The sequence below is a fragment of the Streptomyces sp. NPDC047072 genome, assembly GCF_040643855.1.
GTDB lineage: Bacteria > Actinomycetota > Actinomycetes > Streptomycetales > Streptomycetaceae > Streptomyces.
This window is the reverse complement of the sequence record NZ_JBEYVC010000007.1, coordinates 1-17,755: the sequence shown is the minus strand read 5'-3', so window position 1 is coordinate 17,755 and position 17,755 is coordinate 1. Positions and strand designations below refer to the sequence as shown.

Genomic DNA, 17,755 nt, shown 5'->3' with positions numbered 1-17,755 from the left:
GGGGTGGACGCCGATCAGTAGTCCTCGTTCTCCAGCTTGAAGTTCCACACGCCCTTGTAGTCCTTGCTCTGGCCCGAGGTCGCCTTGTCCTGCTCGACGATGCTGATGTACAGCGTCTTCTGGGGGGCCTGGCCCTGCGACTGGGCGAAGAGGTCGACGCCCTCGAAGGCGTAGTACGTCTTCTTGTAGGCGTACGTCATCTGCTGACCGTTGATCCACAGCGCCCAGCCGGTGTCCGCGACCTTCGGGTCGACGCCGACGCGCAGGGTCTCGCTCTGCTTGACCTTGATCGTCTTGACGTCTCCCTTCTCCAGGGAGCACTTGGTGGCCTTCGCCTGGCCGAGGTCCTTGCCGTCGTCGTAGCAGGTGGCCTCGGAGCTCACCGAGGTCGAGCCGACCGTGACGGTGGCGCGCGGCGTCGGCTTGTCGCAGGCGGACAGGACGAGCAGTCCGGCGGAAACGGCGCCGGCGACGGCGACGGCGCGGCGGCGTCGCACAACAACGGATTGCAGCGTGGTCATGGCGGAAGGCTATCGGGCCGCTCCTACAGTCCCTTTATGCGGGGTACGGCGTGCCCTGTTCGTTACGCCACTCGCGCCCGGGGCGCTCCGCCGTGCCGGGCGGCGCTCAGCAGGCCCTTGGCGGTGCCGAGCCAGCCCGCGGCGACGACGGCGGCCGCGACCGCGAGGCCCAGGTAGCCGTTGAGGGGCATCACGATGCCGACCGCGCCGCCGAAGACCCAGGACACCTGGAGCAGCGTCTCGGAGCGGGCGAAGGCGGAGGTGCGGACCGGTTCGGGCACGTCCCGCTGGATCAGCGCGTCCAGGGACAGCTTGGACAGGGCCTGCGAGAAACCGGCGACGGCGGCCAGGCACGCCACCAGGAACGCCCCGAAGAAGACCGCCGCGACGACCGCCGCGCCGAGCACGACGGCCACCACCGTCACGATGATGATCTCCGGCGCCTTCGACTTCAGCCATGCCCCGACGGCCGTACCGAGCGCGTTGCCCGCGCCCGCCGAGACGGCGACCAGGCCGAGGGAGACGGCCGCGCTCTCGCCGGTCAGCGGGTGTTCGCGCAGCAGGAAGGCGAGGAAGAAGGTGAGGAAGCCGGAGAGCCAGCGCAGGGTGGCGTTGGCGCCGAGGGCGTGGGTGACGGCGGTGCCGACCGTGCGCAGCCCCGGCCGCTTGACCGGCTTGAGGTGCGGTCCGTGCAGGTGCTCCTCGTCGGCGGCGAGCAGCGCCACGTCCTCGCCCTTGGCCGAGTCGACCTTCGGCGGCAGCGAGAAGGACAGGAACATCCCGGCGATGAAGATGACGAAGGCGCCGTAGAGCGGCCAGCGCGGTCCGATCGCCTGGAGCCCGGCGCCGACGGGGGCCGCGATGCCGGTCGCGAGCAGTCCGCCGAGGGTGACGCGGGAGTTGGCCTTGACCAGGGAGAAGCGGGGTGGCAGCAGCCGGGGCACGACCGCGCTTCTGACGACGCCGTACGCCTTGGAGGCGACCAGGACGCCGAGCGCGGCCGGGTACAGCTCCAGGCTGCCGGTGGCCACCGCCCCGGAGATGATCAGCGCGAGCAGGGCGCGGGCGAGCATGGCGCCGGCCATGGCGGCGCGGCGGCCGTGCGGGAGGCGGTCGAGGAGGGGGCCGATCACCGGCGCGAGGACGGTGAAGGGGGCCATGGTGATGGCGAGGTAGAGGGCGACGCGGCCGCGGGCCTCGTCGGTCGGCACCGAGAAGAACACCGTCGAGGCGAGCGCGACGGTGATCATGACGTCGCCGGCGCCGTTGACCGCGTGCAGTTCGATCAGCTTGCCGAGGCCCGACTCGCCCGCGCCGTGGGCGTGGGTCGCCTTGCGGATGCCGCGGGCGGTGCCGGTGAAGGGGAGGTGCAGGGCACGGCCGACCGCGCGGACGGGTCCGGTCATCCGGCCCGGACCGCCACGGATCCCGGTGGCTCCCTGCGGAGCCCTTGCGGCTGCCACCCCGTCATAGTGCCCCGAGAAAGCTGTGAGTAGTGCGGTAACCGCGCGCAGGACCACTCATCAAGTTGCGGAACCATCACGTCGGTGTAGGCCGAGCGCCGACTAACAGGTAGCGTGCGTAGCGCGTCGTGGCGAACGTTCTCGGCCGCGCGCCTCTCGGACATCCCGCAGAATGGATTCCAGCAGGTGCGCCCGAGCGCGAACGGGCGCGGACGTCGACGCGGCCCTTCGGTCCGCTCCGTCCGCACCCACCGCCTTCAGGCCGGCGCACCCGAGTGACGGCGTAGGAGAGAAGCGAGACCGTGAGCGCAGCGACAACGCGAAGCCGCACCCCCGACCGCCTGTGCGCCGAGGCCGTCGACCTCGCCCGTACCGCAGCCGAGGAGGCCGCCGCCCCCGGCGTGGTGGGCGAGCACGCGGGACTGGTCTCCGAGGGCGACCGTGTCGTGACGCACTTCTTCGAGTGCAAGGAACTCGGTTACCGGGGCTGGCGCTGGGCGGTGACGGTGGCGCGGGCGTCCCGCGCGAAGATCGTCACGCTCGACGAGGTGGTCCTGCTGCCCGGCCCCGACGCGCTCTTGGCGCCCGAGTGGGTGCCGTGGAGCGAGCGGCTGCGCCCCGGTGACATGGGTCCCGGCGATCTGCTGCCGACCGACGCCGAGGACCTCCGGCTGGAGCCGGGGTACTCCGGCGAGGACGAGCCGCTGCCGAGCGCGGCGGTCTCCGCGGAGATGGCGGAACTGGTCGAGGCGGAGGACGCGGACGTCACGGGGGGCACCCCGGCGAACCTTCCGGTGGTCCCCGCGCGGGGGTCGATCGCCTCTGTGGCGGAGGAACTGGGCATGCGCCGGGCGCGGGTGCTGTCCCGCTACGGCCTGCATGTCGCCGCGGACCGCTGGGAGGACGCCTACGGCTCGCAGACCCCGATGGCCCAGGCGGCCCCGGCGTCCTGTGTGAGCTGCGGCTTCCTCGTCCCGCTCGGCGGCTCGCTGGGCCAGGCGTTCGGCCTGTGCGCCAACGAGTTCGCCCCCGCGGACGGCCGTGTGGTCTCCCTGTCCTACGGCTGCGGCGGCCACTCGGAGGCGGCGGTCATGCCGACGCCCCCGCGCCCGGCCCCGCCGGTCATCGACGAGACCACGGTCGACCCCTTCCCCCTCCGCCCGGCACCGGACTCGGGCTCGGTCCCGGCGATGGCGGACGAGGAGACGGCGGAGCTGGGGCACTCGTAGCGGGGTGCGGCGGGTCGGTCCTTCACGTCCGCGAGGCGGAGGCTTGCCGCCAGGTCCGGGGCGCAGGCTTGCCGGCGGTGCGGATGTGCGGGCACCGACGCGGCGACCTCCCGCATCGGGCGACCGCGCGTGTCGGCACGTCGACCGGCGGGGAGCGGGTGACCCGGTACGACACTGCCGGCGGCCCGGGCGCCGAGCCCCGGCCTTCCCGAGCCCCGCCCCTCCCCGGATCACGCCCGTCCCCGCGCGCGGTACCTTCGTCGTCACGCCGACGAGGAGAGTGTGAACGTGAGCAAGTTCGTGCGGCCCGCTGCCGAGGGCGCGGACCCGTTCGGGACCGCGCGGCTCAGGCGCGGTGTGCTGGATGCCTGGGCCACCAGCCCCGCCCGTTTCCGCGAGGACGCCAACGCCGAGGAGGACCTGGTCCTCGGCGGCTACCGGGACCGGCTCGTCGTCGAACTCGCGCAGAACGCCGCCGACGCGGCGGCCCGGGCGGGGGTGCCCGGACGGCTCCGGCTCACGCTGCGGGAGGGCGTGCTCTTCGCCGCGAACACCGGTGCGCCGCTGGACGCGGCGGGGGTCGAGTCGCTGTCCACCCTGCGCGCCTCGGCGAAACGCGAACCGCAGGGCGACCAGGCCGGTCCGGCCGCCTCCATCGGCCGCTTCGGCGTCGGCTTCTCCGCCGTCCTCGCCGTCACCGACGAGCCCGCCGTCGTCGGCCGGCACGGCGGGGTGCGCTGGTCCCTGGCCGAGGCCCGCGACCACGCGGCCGACACCGCCCGCCACAGCCCCGGGCTCGGCGACGAGATCCGGCGCCGCGACGGCCATGTGCCGCTGCTGCGGCTCCCGTTCGCCGCCGAGGGCACCGCCCCGGACCCGTACGACACCGTCGTCATCCTCCCGCTGCGCGACACCGCCGCCGCCGACCTGGCCGAGCGGCTCCTGAACGCCGTCGACGACGCCCTCCTCCTCGCCCTGCCCGGCCTGGAGGAGGTCGTCGTCGAGACGGACACGACGCGGACCATCAGCCGCCGCACCGACGGCGTCTTCACCGTCGTGGAGGACTCGCGCGACGGTACGACCCGGTGGCGTACGGCGTCCGCGCACGGGCCGCTCACCCCCGAACTCCTCGCCGACCGGCCCGTCGAGGAGCGGCTGCGGCCGCACTGGTCGCTGACCTGGGCCGTACCGGCGGACGCCGACGGCTCCCCGGCGCATCCGCGCACCAGCCCGGTCGTGCACGCCCCGACCCCCAGCGACGAGCCCCTCGGCGTACCCGCCCTGCTCATCGCCACCTTCCCGCTGGACCCCACCCGACGGCACGCGGCACCCGGCCCGCTCACCGACTTCCTGGTGCAGCGCGCGGCCGACGCCTACGCCGAACTCCTCGCCGCCTGGCGGCCGGTGACCGAGGGCGTCATCGCCCTGGTGCCGGGCCCGCTCGGCAAGGGGGAGCTGGACGGCGCCCTGCGCGCGGCGATCCTGGAACGGCTGCCGCGCACGGAGTTCCTGCCGCCGGCGCTGGCCCCGTCCGGGGGAGTGGCCGGTGCGGACGGTGGTGTGGGCCGGGGGGCCGCGGACATGGCCGGTTGGGCCGCCGCCGACCTGACCGGGGGATCCGCCGCCTTCTCCGGAGGCTCCGGCGACGGCGGCCTCACCGACCCCTCCGACCACCGCCTCACCACCGACGCCGACGCCCCCGAGGCCCTGCGCCCCCGTGACGCCGAGGTCGTCGAGGGGGCGGGGGCCGAGACCGTGCGGGTGCTCGCCGAGGTGCTGCCCACGCTGCTGCCCGCCGGGCTCGAACGCCGGGTGGAGCTGCGGACGTTGGGCGTGGCCCGGGTCCCGCTCACCGACGCCGTGGACCGGCTCGCGGGGCTGGAGAAGGAGCCCGGTTGGTGGCGGCGGCTCTACGACAGCCTCGCGGGCGTCGACCCCGACCGGCTCTCCGGACTGCCGGTCCCGCTCGCCGACGGCCGTACGACGATCGGGCCCCGGCAGGTGCTGCTGCCGTCCGCGGACGGGGCCCGTATCGACCCCGAGATCCTCGCCCGGCTCGGCCTCAAGGTCGCCCACCCGGACGCAGCGCACCCGCTGTTGGAGAAGCTGGGCGCGCTGCCCGCGACCCCGCGCGCGGTGCTCACCACGCCCCAGGTAAGGGCGGCCGTGGCGGCCTCCCTGGACGACGACGGCGGCCTCGACTGGGAGCAGGAGGCACCGGACGCCGAGGAACTCGCGGACACCGTCCTGGCGTTGGTGCGCGACGCGGGCCTGGAGCCCGGCGAGGAACCCTGGCTGGGCGCGCTCGCCCTTCCCGACGAGGACGGGGAGCTGGTGCCCGCGGGCGAACTCGTCCTGCCCGGCAGCGCGTTCGCGTCGGTGATGCGCGAGGACGAACTGGCGCTGGTGGACGCGGAGTTGGCCGACAAGTGGGGCGAGCAGCCACTCGCGGCCTGCGGGGTCCTCGCCAACTTCGCCCTGGTCCGGGCCACCGACGTCGTCCTCGACCCGGACGAACTGGAGCCCCGCGAGGGCGACTTCGCCGAACCCGACGACGCGGGTCTGCTGGACGCCGTGGACGTGTGGTGCGAGGACATCCTCGACCGCTTCCCCGACACCCCGGTTCCGCCGGTCGCCACGGAGCTGATCGCCGTACGCGACCTGGACCTCGTGGACGACGACAAGTGGCCCCAGGCCCTGGCGCTGCTGGCCCGGCCCCCGCTCCGGGACGCCCTCACCCAGCAGCTGCGCGTCCTCCTCCCGGACGGCACCCACGAAGTCGTACGGTCCTACACGGCCTGGTGGTTGCGCGGGAACCCGGTACTGGACGGCCGCCGCCCCGCCGGCCTGCTCGCGGCAGGCGGTGACCCCCTCCTGCGCGGCCTGTACGACGAGGCCGACGCGACCGGCTTCGACGACGAACAGGTACTGCGCGCCCTGGGCGTCCGCACCTCGGTGGCCGCCCTCCTCGACGAACCGGGCGGTGCGGCGGAGCTGCTGGACCGCCTCGCCGACCCGGACCGTCCGGTGACCGGCGCCCAACTGCACGCGCTCTACGGTGCGTTGGCCGACCTGGACCCCGAGCAGGTCACCCTGCCCGACGAGCTGCGGGCCGTGGTGGACGGCCGGGTCGAGGTCGTGGACGCGGCCGACGCGGTCGTCGTCGACTCGCCGGACCTGCTGCCGTTCACCGAGGGCGTGCCGCTGCTGCCGGTCCGCCCGGCCCGGGCCGCCGAGTTGGCCGAGCTGTTCCAGGTCCGGCGCCTGAGCGAGTCCGTCACCGGGTCCGTGGACTCACAGGGCACGGAGCACGACGTACCGGAGCCGGTGCGGGTCCTGCTCGGGTCGCGCACGCCCGAGTCGTACGTCGAACACGACGAACTCGTCGTTGACGGCGTCGAGATCGACTGGCGCCTGACGAACGACGGCGCCCTGCACGCCGCGACCCTGGAGGGCGTGGCCGCGGGCCTCGCCTGGGCAGCGGGCCAGTGGCCCCGCCGCTTCGAGGTAGCGGCCCTCCTGGAGGACCCGACCCGCACGGCGGAACTGGCGAGGGACCGCTGGTTCGACTGATCGGTTTCACCTGACGAACGCGTGCTCGCGTGATCGCTGGCAGGGGTGATCGTGACGGGAAGTGCGGGCACGTGTACGGACCTCGCCCGTACGGTCGCTTCCCAGTGGGCGCATGACCGGAACAAGGACACGGCGGGGGCGAGGGCATGGCGGCGGCAGGCAGTGAGGGGGCGGGGTATGCCCGCTTCACTTACCGGTTGCGGGTGTCGGCCACCGCCGAGGCGGCGCTGGGCGCGGAGTGGGGCAGGTGCCGGTGGATCTGGAACGAGGCGGTGGCCCGGTCGAAGGCAGTCCACGAGTACAACGTCGCGCATCCGCAGGACAAGCGGACGTGTGGTCCGGCCCAGTTGGACAAGATGCTCACCCAGGCCCGCGCGATCACGCCGTGGCTGCGGGCGGGCAGTTCGGTGCCGCAGCAGCAGATCATCCGGGACTTCGGGAAGTCCCGTACCAAGGCGCTCAAGGACGTCATGGAGGGGCTGCCGGTGCGGCAGCGGGCCGGGATGCCGGGCTTCAAGAAGAGGCACGAGACGCGCCCGACGTTGAACTACACCCGGCGCGGCTTCCAGCTGAAGGGTGATGGTCGTCTGCATCTGGCGGGCGGCATCGTGCTGAGCGTGGTGTGGTCGCGTCCGCTGCCCGCCGACCCGACCTCGGTGCGCGTCGTTCAGGACAGCCTCGGCCACTGGTACGCGAGCTTCGTCGTCCCCGCCGCCGTCGAACCGCTGCCGGAGACGGGGGTGGTGATCGGCATTGACTGGGGGGTGAGGGAGATCGCCACCACCACCTCCGCCCCGCACGATCTTCCGCATCCCGAGCACGGCAAGAAGGCCACGGCGAAGCTGTCCCGGTACGACCGGATGATGGCCCGCCGCAAACCCGGGAAGGGACAGTCCGCCTCGCGTGGCTACCAGGCGGCGAAACACCTGCGCGCCAAGGCGCACAAGAAGGTCGCCCGGCAGCGCGAGGACACCGCCCGCAAGTGGGCCAAGCAGGTTGCCCTGGACCACGACCAGTTGGCCGTGGAGGACTTCAAGCCGAATTTCCTGGCTAGGTCGACGATGGCGAGGAAGGCCGCGGACGCCGCCATCGGTGCCACCAAGCAGGCCCTGCTCCATATGGCCCGCAAGCACGGCAGGATCGTGCATCTGGTCCATCCCGCGTACACCACGATGGACTGCGGAGGGTGCGGTGCGAGAACCAAGTACCGACTCCCGCTGGGTGAACGCACCTACACCTGCACCGCGTGCGGACACGTCTCGCCCAGAGACAAGAACTCCGCGCGCGTGATGCTCCACAGGGCGGGTCTGAGCCCTGCTGGTGCCGAGGGCATGAGACCGGACGGAACGCAGTTCCGCCCGGCAGCCTGAGCCAGGAATCCCTTCCCCCCTTCAGGGAGGGGAGCATTCAAGGAAAGTTCTTACTTCTGTGCAACCTTTCACTTCTGTCGCGCATCTGATCAGTGAGTTACGAGACTCGCTGATCAGACGTGGGGAATTCATGCGTATTCGAGCCACCGTGGCCGCCCTGACCGGTGCCCTGGCCCTTTCCGCTCTCGCCGTGCCGGCCGCGCAGGCCTCCGGGCCGGATCTCGACCGGCCGTCCGCCGCCGAGCGGTTCGGGGTCTCCCGGGCGGCGATGAGCACGGCGGCCGCCGCCGACGAGGAGCTGCCCGTCATCTCCAAGGTGACGATCAACGGCGGCAAGGACATCGTCGTCGGTACGACCGCCGCCAAGAAGTTCACCGTCTCCCTGACCGCCAGCCACTCCACCGGCATCGCGGACGCCTACATCGACCTGTGGCACGGCAAGGACGAGGACAACCTCGACGGCCTCCTGCCGCCGAACGAGGAGACGGCCACCTGCACCGCCGTCAACGCCACCACCTCGACCTGCAAGCTGACCATCACGGCCTACCCGGGCTACAGCGGCGACCTGTACATGAACGCCCTGGCCGGCAACTGGCACATCACGGCGGCCGTCCTCGCCAACGACGAGGCCGGCACCGACTACTGGAACTTCACCTACGGCACGCACAAGGTCCAGCGGCTGTCGAAGCTGACGGTCAACGCCGCCCCGGAGCCGGTGAAGAAGGGCAAGACGATCACCGTCACGGGCAAGCTGTCCCGCGCCAACTGGGAGACCGTCAAGTACGCCGGCTACGCCACCCAGCCGGTCAAGCTGCAGTTCCGCAAGAAGGGCTCCGACACCTACACCACCGTGAAGACCGTCAAGACGTCCTCCACGGGCACCCTGAAGACCACGCTCAAGGCGACGGTCGACGGCTACTACCGCTGGAGCTTCGCCGGCACGACCACGACCCCGGCGGTCAACGCCACGGGTGACTTCGTCGACGTGAAGTAAAGCCGTATGGCCATGAGGTAAAGCGTTGCGCATGTGCTGACAAAATCCGGTTTCCGCAGTACAACCGGTCGGCCCCCTGAGGGATCGGATGTCGTGGGTCAACAGACCCCTAGAACGAACACCGATCCCTCCAGGGGAACGCACATGCGCATACGTGCCACCGTGGTCGCCGTCTCCGGCGCCGTGGCCCTCTCCGCCCTCGTCGTCCCGGCCGCGCAGGCCGCCACGGCCGGGCCCGCCGTCACCTTCTCCGCGCTCAAGGTCAACGGCGGCAAGAACATCGTGGTCGGCTCCGCCGCCGAGGTCGTCGTCTCGGCGACCTACACCGTGACCAAGCCCGCCAGTCTGAGCGCGGACAGCTTCGAGACCGGTCCGGTCCTCTACCGTGGGGCCACCCTCGGCACCCACTCCGACGACATCGTCATGGGGGACAACCCGGGCACCTGCACGGCGTCCTCCTCGACCGTCCTGAAGTGCACGGCCAAGATCGAGCTGCGCCCCAAGACCTCCGAGGACGACGACCTGGTCAACAGCGAGGCGGGCAGCTGGAAGCTGGGCGGCCTCGCGGTCGACGCGGACAACGGGCCGACCTGGCAGGGCGACCTCGGCACCACCAAGCTCCAGCGCCGGTCCACCCTCACCGCCGACGCCGCCCCGGAGCCGGTGAAGAAGGGCAGGACGATCACCGTCACCGGCAAGCTGTCCCGCGCCAACTGGGACACCAACAAGTACGCCGGCTACGCCACCCAGCCGGTCAAGCTGCAGTTCCGCAAGAAGGGCTCCAGCACCTACACCACGCTGAAGACCGTCAAGACGTCCTCCACGGGCACCCTGAAGACGACGACCACGGCCACGGTCGACGGCTACTACCGGTACAGCTTCGCGGGCACGACGACCACTCCGGCGGTCAGCGCCGCGGGTGACTTCGTCGACGTCCAGTAGCACCCGCTAGGCCGGTACGCGGCGGTCGACCCACCTCCACAGGAACTCCAGGGCGGCCGCCGCCACCACCGAGATGCCCACCGCGATCCAGGGCATCTCGGTGCCGACCAGCTTCAGCGCGAAGAAGTCCTGGAGCCACGGCACCGCCAGCACCAGCACGAAGGCGAGCCCCATCGAGGCGACCAGAACCGCCCGCCACCAGGTGTAGGGGCGGGCGACGATCGCCAGCACCCACATCGAGATCAGGAACAGGGTGAGCGTGGCGGCACTGGTCTCCGCCTCCAACGAGCCCTCGCCGGTGTAGTGGTGACGGGCGATCAGATATGTGGCGAAGGTCGCGACCGCGGCCACCACCCCGCCCGGGATCGAGTACCGCATGACCTGCCGTACGAAGTGCGGCTTGGCCCGCTCGTTGTTGGGCGCGAGCGCGAGGAAGAACGCGGGCACGCCGATGGTGAGCGTGGACAGCAGGGTCAAGTGCCGGGGCAGGAAGGGGTATTCGATCTGCCAGCACACCACGAGCAGCGCCAGCAGCACCGAGTAGACGGTCTTCACCAGGAACAGCGTCGCGACCCGGGTGATGTTGCCGATCACCCGCCGCCCCTCGGCGACCACCGAAGGCAGCGTCGCGAAGCTGTTGTTGAGCAGCACGATCTGCGCGACCGCCCGCGTGGCCTCGGACCCGGAGCCCATCGCGACCCCGATGTCGGCGTCCTTGAGGGCGAGGACGTCGTTGACGCCGTCCCCGGTCATCGCGACCGTGTGCCCGCGTGACTGGAGCGCGCCCACCATGTCCCGCTTCTGCTGCGGGGTGACGCGTCCGAACACCGTGCCCTCGTCGAGCGCCGCCGCCATCCCGTCCTGCTCGGCGGGCAGTTCGCGCGCGTCGACGACCGTGCCGGTGAGACCGAGTTTTCCGGCCACCGCGCCGACGGAGACCGCGTTGTCGCCGGAGATCACCTTGGCGCGGACGTCCTGGTCGGCGAAGTACGCGAGGGTGTCGGCCGCGTCGGGGCGCAGCCGCTGTTCCAGGACGACCAGCGCGGTGGGGCGGGCGCCCCGGGCGACCTCGGGGTCGTCGAGCTCGCGGACGGCCCGGGCCAGCAGCAGTACCCGCAGCCCCTGTTCGTTGAGCCGCCCGGTCTCGGCGAGCGCGGGGTCGTCCGCGGCCAGCAGCACGTCCGGCGCCCCCAGCAGCCACGTACCGGACTCGCCGTCGCCCTCGCTGAGGGTCGCCCCGCTGTACTTGCGGGCGGAGGAGAAGGGCAGCGACTCGGTGCACCGCCACTCCTCGGTGTCCGGGTAGGCGTCGATGATGGCCTGGAGCGAGGCGTTGGGGCGCGGGTCGGACTCGCCGAGGGCGCCGAGCACCTTGCGGACGTACGACTCGTCGGCGCCCTGGAGCGGACGGAGGCCGGTGACGTCCATGCCGCCCTCGGTGAGGGTGCCGGTCTTGTCGAGGCAGACCGTGTCGATGCGGGCGAGGCCCTCGATGGCGGGGAGTTCCTGGACCAGGCACTGTTTCCGGCCGAGCCGGATCACGCCGATCGCGAAGGCGACCGAGGTCAGCAGGACGAGCCCCTCCGGGACCATCGGCACGATCCCGCCGACGGCCCGCGCGATGGAGTCCTTGACGCCGTTGTCCTTGGCGAGCAGCTGGGTCAGGCCGAGGCCGATCGCGGCCGGGACCACCATCCACGTCACGTACTTGAGGATGAGGGAGACACCGCTGCGCAGTTCGGAGTGGACCAGCGTGAACCGCGAGGCCTCCTCGGCCAGTTGGGCGGCGTACGCCTCGCGGCCGACCTTGGTGGCCCGGAAGGCGCCGCCGCCCGCGACCACGAAGCTGCCGGACATGACCGGGTCGCCGGGCCGTTTGACCACGGGGTCGGCCTCGCCGGTCAGCAGCGACTCGTCGATCTCCAGGCCGTCCGCCTCGACGCACACCCCGTCCACGACGGCCTTGTCGCCGGGCCCGATCTCGATGAGGTCGTCGAGGACGATCTCGGAGGTGCCGACCTCGGCGGCGGTTCCGTCCCGCCGTACGGTCGGCCGGGCCTCGCCGACCACCGCGAGGGAGTCGAGGGTCTGCTTGGCCCGCCACTCCTGGATGATGCCGATACCGGTGTTGGCGAGGATGACGTACCCGAACAGGCTGTCCTGGAAGGGCGCGACGAACAGCATGACCAGCCAGAGCACGCCGATGATCGCGTTGAAGCGGGTGAAGACGTTCGCGCGGACGATCTCGCCCAGGGACCGGCTGCTGCGCACCGGCACGTCGTTGACCTGCCCGCGCGCCACCCGCTCGGCGACCTCGGCGGCGCTGAGCCCCGGCTCCGGCCGCCCCACCGGATCCCTCACGGGGTGCACAGGGTCGAGTTCGGCGCCCGCGTCGATGTGCGTCATGCATTCGACGGTACGTGCGGTTTTGCGGCTTCACCCGCCGAGTGACCGGAAGTTCCGACCTGGGGAGGAGACGGCTCGTGCCCTGGTTGTAGGCGGGGCTACGGCTCTGCGGTCTCGGTAGCAGCCCGCTTGATCGCCGCGTCCCTCTTGCGTACGAACCAGATGCCGTACAGCCCGAGCACGGCCCCGGCCAGGCAGGTCCACACCCACCAGGTGTGCCCGTGGTCGTCGAACCAGCCGTAGAAGGGCAGCTGGACGAGGAAGAGGACGAACCACAGGATCGTGCCGCCGACGACGACGGGAACGACCGGGCCCTCCAGGGGCTCCGGTGCTTCGCGCTGGGGTGGTCCCGAAGGAGATGCGGCCATGGGGACAGCTTACGAGGCGATCACATCTACGCGCGGAGATAGCACCTTCGAGAGTTATACGTTCATACTGAAACGGTTTGCTTGTGTCCGATTCTGTTCGTAGGAAACGCCAATGCCCACCTCGGCCCTCGACCGCTACTTCAAGATCTCGGAGCGTGGCAGCACGCTCGCGCGTGAGGTCCGCGGTGGTTTCGCCACCTTCTTCGCGATGGCCTACATCATCGTGCTGAACCCGATCATCCTCGGCAGCGCGAAGGACATGTACGGCCATCACCTCGACAACGGCCAGCTGGTCACCGCGACGGCCGTGACAGCCGCGTTCACCACGATTCTGATGGGTGTCATCGGCAACGTGCCGATCGCGCTCGCCGCCGGACTCGGTGTGAACTCGGTTGTCGCGCTCCAGCTCGCGCCCCGGATGTCCTGGCCGGACGCGATGGGCATGGTCGTGCTTGCCGGCTTCATCGTGATGCTGCTGGTCGCCACGGGCCTGCGCGAGCGCGTGATGAACGCGGTGCCCTTCGGGCTGCGCAAGGCCATCTCGATCGGTATCGGCCTGTTCATCATGCTGATCGGCCTGGTCGACGCCGGCTTCGTCTCCCGCATCCCGGACGTCGCCCAGACCACGGTCCCGCTCCAGCTCGGCGGCGACGGTCACCTCACCGGCTGGCCGGTGCTCGTCTTCGTCCTCGGCGCGCTGCTCACCCTCGCGCTGATCGTCCGCAGGGTCTCCGGCGCGATCCTCATCTCGATCGTCGCCATGACCGTCCTCGCGATGATCATCGACGCCGTCGCCAAGGTCCCGTCCTGGGGCCTGACGACGCCCGAGTGGCCCGGCAACCCGGTCGCCACCCCCGACTTCGGCCTGCTCGGCAAGGTCAGCCTCTTCGGCGGCTTCTCCCACGTGGGCGTGCTGACCGGCGTCCTGTTCGTCTTCACGGTCCTGCTGTCGTGCTTCTTCGACGCGATGGGCACGATCATGGGCGTCTCCGACGAGGCGAAGCTGACCGACGCCCAGGGCCAGATGCCCGGCATCAACAAGGTCCTCTTCATCGACGGCATCGCGGTCGCGGCGGGCGGCGCCAGCTCCTCCTCGGCCACCACCTGCTTCGTGGAGTCCACGGCCGGCGTCGGCGAGGGCGCTCGCACCGGCTTCGCGAACGTGGTCACCGGCGGTCTGTTCGCCGTGGCCCTCTTCCTGACGCCCGTCGCCACGATGGTCCCGTCCCAGGCCGCCACTCCGGCCCTGCTCGCGGTCGGCTTTCTGATCCTGGCCGGTTCGGTCAAGGAGATCGACTGGGCGGACCACACGATCGCCGTCCCGGCGTTCGTGACGATGGTGATGATGCCGTTCACCTACTCGATCACCAACGGCATCGGCATGGGCTTCATCACCTTCGTGGTCCTGCGCCTGGCGGCCGGCCGGGCCAAGGAGATCCCGGCCGCGATGTACGTCGTCTCCGCCGTCTTCGCCTTCTACTACCTGATGCCGGCGCTGGGGCTGACCTGACGGTCACGTCACGCCGTAGAACTTCTCGGTCTCCTCGACGGCGGTCTGGAACCGCTCGTCGAAGTCGTTGCGGATGAGCGTCCCGACCACGTAGTCCTGGACGCTCATCCCCCTTTTCGCCGCATGGTCCCGGAGCCGCTCGAGCAGCTCCCCGTCTATCCGCAGGCTGAGCACACTGGTCCCCATGTAGTCGAGGGTCGCCGCAGCCGCCCACCAGCGGTCACGTTCCGCCGCCGACTCACTCGTACGGGTGACGATCGCGTTTCAGTGCCCGCCGTGGAGGGGAAGCTGCCCGGCGGCCGTCACCAGGTCCAGCGCTGATCGGTGTTGGTCGAGCACGGCCACTGGATCGCCTTGGCGCCGATGGTCGTCGTGGAGCCGGGGATGGCCAGGCACTTGTCGGTGGCGAGGTTCCGCAGCCGGCCGAGGCTGTCGTGGGTCCAGACCTGCTCGGTGCCGGTGGTGCAGGTCCACTGGATGGCCTGGGTGGTGTCGGCGGGGTTGGCGCCCGGGATGGCCAGACACCTGTTGCTGTTGGCGTTCCGGACGCGGTAGCGGTCGCCCGCCCCGCCCGCGACGCTCTCCAGGTGCCACTGCTGCTCGCGGCCGGTGGTGCAGGTCCACTGGATCAGGCCGACGCCGTTGTCCAGGTCCGCGCCGGGGACCGCGAGGCAGCGGCCGGTCCGCTGGTTGGCGAGCGGGCGGGCGGCGGTGGCGGCCGTGTTGATCCAGGAGCCCAGGTCGTCGACGCGGGCGACGACTCCGCCGGTGCGGGTCTCGGTCCCGTCGGTGCCGAAGCAACCGCCCTGGTACGAGCGGCTGGTGAGGGCCACCAGCTGGTTGACGCCGTTCACCGCGCGCACCACCGGGCCGCCGGTGTCGCCGGCGCACGCGGCCGTGCCGTCCTTGCCGGTGACGGTGGCCGTGGTGGCGTCGGAGGCGTCCACGGAGAGCTTGCCGCTGTGCAGGTTCAGCGGCGCCCACTCGGTCCTGGTGCGCCCGAACCCGGCGAACGCCAGCTCCTCGCCGACGGCGGGCGCGGCGGCCAGGGGCATGGGGGCGACGTTGGTGACCGCGCGGTCGAGCCGGGCCAGGACCACGTCGCGGTCGGCCCGGGGCAGCAGCTCGGTGACCGTGCGCACCGCCCCCGCGGTGGTGCCGAGGTCGGTGCGGCCGACGGTCGCGGTGGTCGGCAGCGCCGGCTTGCCCGCGGGTACGGTGCCGCCCGCGGCCGGGTCGTCCAGGAAGCAACTGCTGCCGGTGAGCAGCCACTGCGGGGCGACCAGGATGCCCGAGCAGCCGCGGACGTGGTCGCCGACGACGACCTGCGCGGTGGCGGCGTAGGTGGTGCCGGTGACGGCGGGCGCGGGCGCGGCGAACCACGCGAGCGGAACCGCGGCCAGGACCATGGCCAGGACGGCCGACCGCGTGTGTCTGAAGTGGCGCAAGTGGCGCAAGACGAGATCCCCCTGAGCTCGACGCAAGGACGCGCGGACCGGGAGTCGGCCCGGCACATGGCGAAACGCAGCTCGAAGTCACTCGTGCGGCCCCCCGCTCCCGGCAGTCTAGGGAGGCCCGCGATCACGCGTCGAAGATTCACTCGAATTCCCCGAGTGGCCGGGGTCACGGGAATCCTCGTGCGCCCCAGCTTGTTTAGCGAGAGTAATGAGTTACGCTAAAGAGATGCCGGACCTCACCCATGGCGACGACGCTGCCGCCGTGAACGCCCTTCGCTCCGCCGTGATGCGACTGTCCCGTCGGCTCAAGCACCAACGGGTCGACGAGTCGCTGAGCCCCACCGAGATGTCGGTCCTGGGCACCCTCTCCCTCTGCGGCAAGGCCACCCCGGGCGAACTCGCCCGCAAGGAGCACGTCCAGCCGCCGTCGATGACCCGCATCGTCGCGCTCCTTGAGGCCAAGGGACTCGTCCGGCTGGAGCCGCATCCCGAGGACCGGCGCCAGAAGGTCGTCACCAAGACCGAGCAGGCCGAGGCCATGCTCGCGGAGTCCCGCGCCAAGCGGAACGCCTTCCTGGCCACCCTGGTCGACGGCCTCGACGAGGACGAGTGGGCCAAACTGCGCGCCGCCGCCCCCGTGCTGGAGAAACTCGCACATCTGTAAGCCACAACGAGGAGGCGAACGCACTTTGAGTACGGGACCCGGAACACCTTCCGCCCCCGCACCGATCCCTTCTACCTCTGTGTCCCGCAAGTCGTCGATGTTCAGCTCGCTGAAGGTCAGGAACTACCGCCTGTTCTTCGCCGGCCAGGTCGTCTCCAACATCGGCACCTGGATGCAGCGCATCGCCCAGGACTGGCTGGTGCTCAGCCTCACCGGCTCCGCCACCGCCGTCGGCGTCACGACAGCTCTCCAGTTCCTGCCGATGCTCCTCTTCGGTCTCTACGGCGGTGTCCTCGTCGACCGGCTGCCCAAGCGCCGGGCGCTGCTGTTCACGCAGTCCGCGATGGGCGCCACCGGCATCGCGCTCGCCGCCCTCACCCTGACCGGCCACGTCCAGGTCTGGCACGTCTACCTCGCCGCCTTCGCCGTAGGACTCGCGACCGTCGTCGACAACCCGGCCCGGCAGACCTTCGTCTCCGAGATGGTCGGCCCGGACCAGTTGCAGAACGCGGTCAGCATGAACTCCGCGAACTTCCAGTCGGCCCGGCTCGTCGGTCCCGCCGTCGCGGGCGTCATGATCACCGGCGTCGGCACCGGCTGGGCGTTCCTCTTCAACGGCCTGTCCTTCGTCGCCCCGCTCGTCGGCCTGATGATGATGCGCTCGCGTGAGCTGTACGTCGTCGAGCGCGCCCCGCGCGGCAAGGGACAGCTGCGGGAGGGCCTGCACTACGTGGCCGGACGCCCCGAGCTGATCTGGACCATCGTCCTGGTCGGGTTCGTCTCCACCTTCGGCTTCAACTTCCCGGTCTACCTCTCGGCCTTCGCCGACGACGTCTTCCACGCGGGCGCGGGCTCCTACAGCCTCTTCAACATACTGATGGCGGTCGGCTCGCTCGCGGGCGCACTGCTCGCGGCGCGGCGCGGCACCGCCAAGATGCGGGTGCTGGTGGTGGGCGCGATCGCCTTCGGCACACTGGAGATGGTGGCCGCGATCGCCCCCTCGCTGTGGCTGTTCGCCCTGCTCATGGTGCCGATCGGGATGTTCGGCATGACGGTCAACGTCACCGGCAACACCTCCGTCCAGATGGGCACCGACCCGGCCATGCGGGGGCGGGTGATGTCCCTCTACATGATGGTGTTCATGGGCGGCTCGCCCATCGGCGCGCCGATCGCGGGCTGGATCACCGACGCGTACGGCGTCCGCGCGGGCCTCGCGGCGGGCGGCGCGATCGCCGCGGCGGCGGCGATCGCCATCGGC

The 17,755-nt window shown here is 71.3% G+C and carries 14 protein-coding genes and 1 pseudogene; 8 read left to right on the top strand and 7 right to left on the bottom strand.

The genetic code is table 11. The annotated features are described in order from the left end of the window. Positions 1–14: 14 nt before the first annotated feature. Together ABZ896_RS04690 and ABZ896_RS04685 are read right to left on the bottom strand one after the other, a co-directional pair. Complete coding sequence (locus ABZ896_RS04690) at positions 15–521, bottom strand: hypothetical protein (RefSeq protein ID WP_360921881.1); 507 nt, start codon at positions 519–521, stop codon at positions 15–17. A gap of 62 nt (positions 522–583) precedes the next feature. Further along, positions 584–1,927 (bottom strand): MFS transporter, encoded by a 1,344-nt coding sequence (locus tag ABZ896_RS04685; protein WP_360921878.1) that lies wholly within the window; start codon positions 1,925–1,927, stop codon positions 584–586. Between the two features lie 359 nt (positions 1,928–2,286). On the opposite strand from ABZ896_RS04685, the gene ABZ896_RS04680 reads away from it, so the two are divergent. The 5 genes from ABZ896_RS04680 (at position 2,287) to ABZ896_RS04660 (ending at position 10,092) form a co-directional block, all read left to right on the top strand. Continuing rightward, a complete protein-coding gene (locus ABZ896_RS04680) occupies positions 2,287–3,213 on the top strand; it encodes a DUF3027 domain-containing protein (RefSeq protein WP_360921876.1) in 927 nt (308 codons plus the stop codon). Between the two features lie 288 nt (positions 3,214–3,501). Continuing rightward, positions 3,502–6,786 carry a molecular chaperone Hsp90 gene (locus tag ABZ896_RS04675; RefSeq protein ID WP_360921873.1) on the top strand — a complete coding sequence of 1,095 codons (3,285 nt, stop codon included), beginning with the start codon at positions 3,502–3,504 and terminating at the stop codon, positions 6,784–6,786. Between the two features lie 146 nt (positions 6,787–6,932). Then, positions 6,933–8,156 (top strand): transposase, encoded by a 1,224-nt coding sequence (locus tag ABZ896_RS04670; protein ID WP_360921871.1) that lies wholly within the window; start codon positions 6,933–6,935, stop codon positions 8,154–8,156. Positions 8,157–8,286: 130 nt separating this feature from the next. Beyond that, a complete protein-coding gene (locus tag ABZ896_RS04665) occupies positions 8,287–9,150 on the top strand; it encodes a calcium-binding protein (protein WP_360921869.1) in 864 nt (287 codons plus the stop codon). Between the two features lie 144 nt (positions 9,151–9,294). Then, positions 9,295–10,092, top strand: coding sequence for a hypothetical protein (locus ABZ896_RS04660; RefSeq protein ID WP_360921866.1), 798 nt, complete (start codon positions 9,295–9,297; stop codon positions 10,090–10,092). Positions 10,093–10,098: 6 nt separating this feature from the next. On the opposite strand, the gene ABZ896_RS04655 is transcribed toward ABZ896_RS04660, so the two are convergent. Both ABZ896_RS04655 and ABZ896_RS04650 read right to left on the bottom strand, forming a co-directional pair. Further along, complete coding sequence (locus ABZ896_RS04655; protein WP_360921864.1) at positions 10,099–12,498, bottom strand: cation-translocating P-type ATPase; 2,400 nt, start codon at positions 12,496–12,498, stop codon at positions 10,099–10,101. Positions 12,499–12,596: 98 nt separating this feature from the next. Continuing rightward, positions 12,597–12,866: a DUF2530 domain-containing protein gene (locus tag ABZ896_RS04650; RefSeq protein ID WP_360921861.1), complete on the bottom strand. Its 270-nt coding sequence runs from the start codon at positions 12,864–12,866 to the stop codon at positions 12,597–12,599. A gap of 112 nt (positions 12,867–12,978) precedes the next feature. On the opposite strand from ABZ896_RS04650, the gene ABZ896_RS04645 reads away from it, so the two are divergent. Then, entirely contained in the window at positions 12,979–14,376 is a 1,398-nt protein-coding gene (locus tag ABZ896_RS04645) for an NCS2 family permease (RefSeq protein ID WP_360921858.1), read from the top strand. Positions 14,377–14,379: 3 nt separating this feature from the next. On the opposite strand, the gene ABZ896_RS04640 is transcribed toward ABZ896_RS04645, so the two are convergent. The 3 genes and pseudogenes from ABZ896_RS04640 to ABZ896_RS04630 form a co-directional block, all read right to left on the bottom strand. Beyond that, positions 14,380–14,562, bottom strand: a complete 183-nt coding sequence (locus ABZ896_RS04640; protein ID WP_360921855.1) for a ribbon-helix-helix protein, CopG family — start codon at positions 14,560–14,562, stop codon at positions 14,380–14,382. Between the two features lie 116 nt (positions 14,563–14,678). Next, a complete protein-coding gene (locus ABZ896_RS04635) occupies positions 14,679–14,963 on the bottom strand; it encodes an RICIN domain-containing protein (RefSeq protein WP_360922259.1) in 285 nt (94 codons plus the stop codon). After that, positions 14,958–15,785, bottom strand: a pseudogene (locus ABZ896_RS04630) (trypsin-like serine protease); the annotation flags it as partial. The pseudogene ABZ896_RS04630 and the gene ABZ896_RS04635, both read right to left, overlap by 6 nt. Positions 15,786–16,059: 274 nt before the next feature. Between ABZ896_RS04630 and ABZ896_RS04625 the strand changes: the two are divergent. Together ABZ896_RS04625 and ABZ896_RS04620 are read left to right on the top strand one after the other, a co-directional pair. Continuing rightward, on the top strand, positions 16,060–16,497 hold the full coding sequence (locus ABZ896_RS04625; RefSeq protein ID WP_360921853.1) for a MarR family transcriptional regulator: 438 nt from the start codon (positions 16,060–16,062) through the stop codon (positions 16,495–16,497). A 97-nt stretch (positions 16,498–16,594) separates the two neighbouring features. Beyond that, positions 16,595–17,755 (top strand): MFS transporter (locus tag ABZ896_RS04620; protein WP_360922256.1); only part of this gene is annotated, 1,161 nt, incomplete at its 3' end.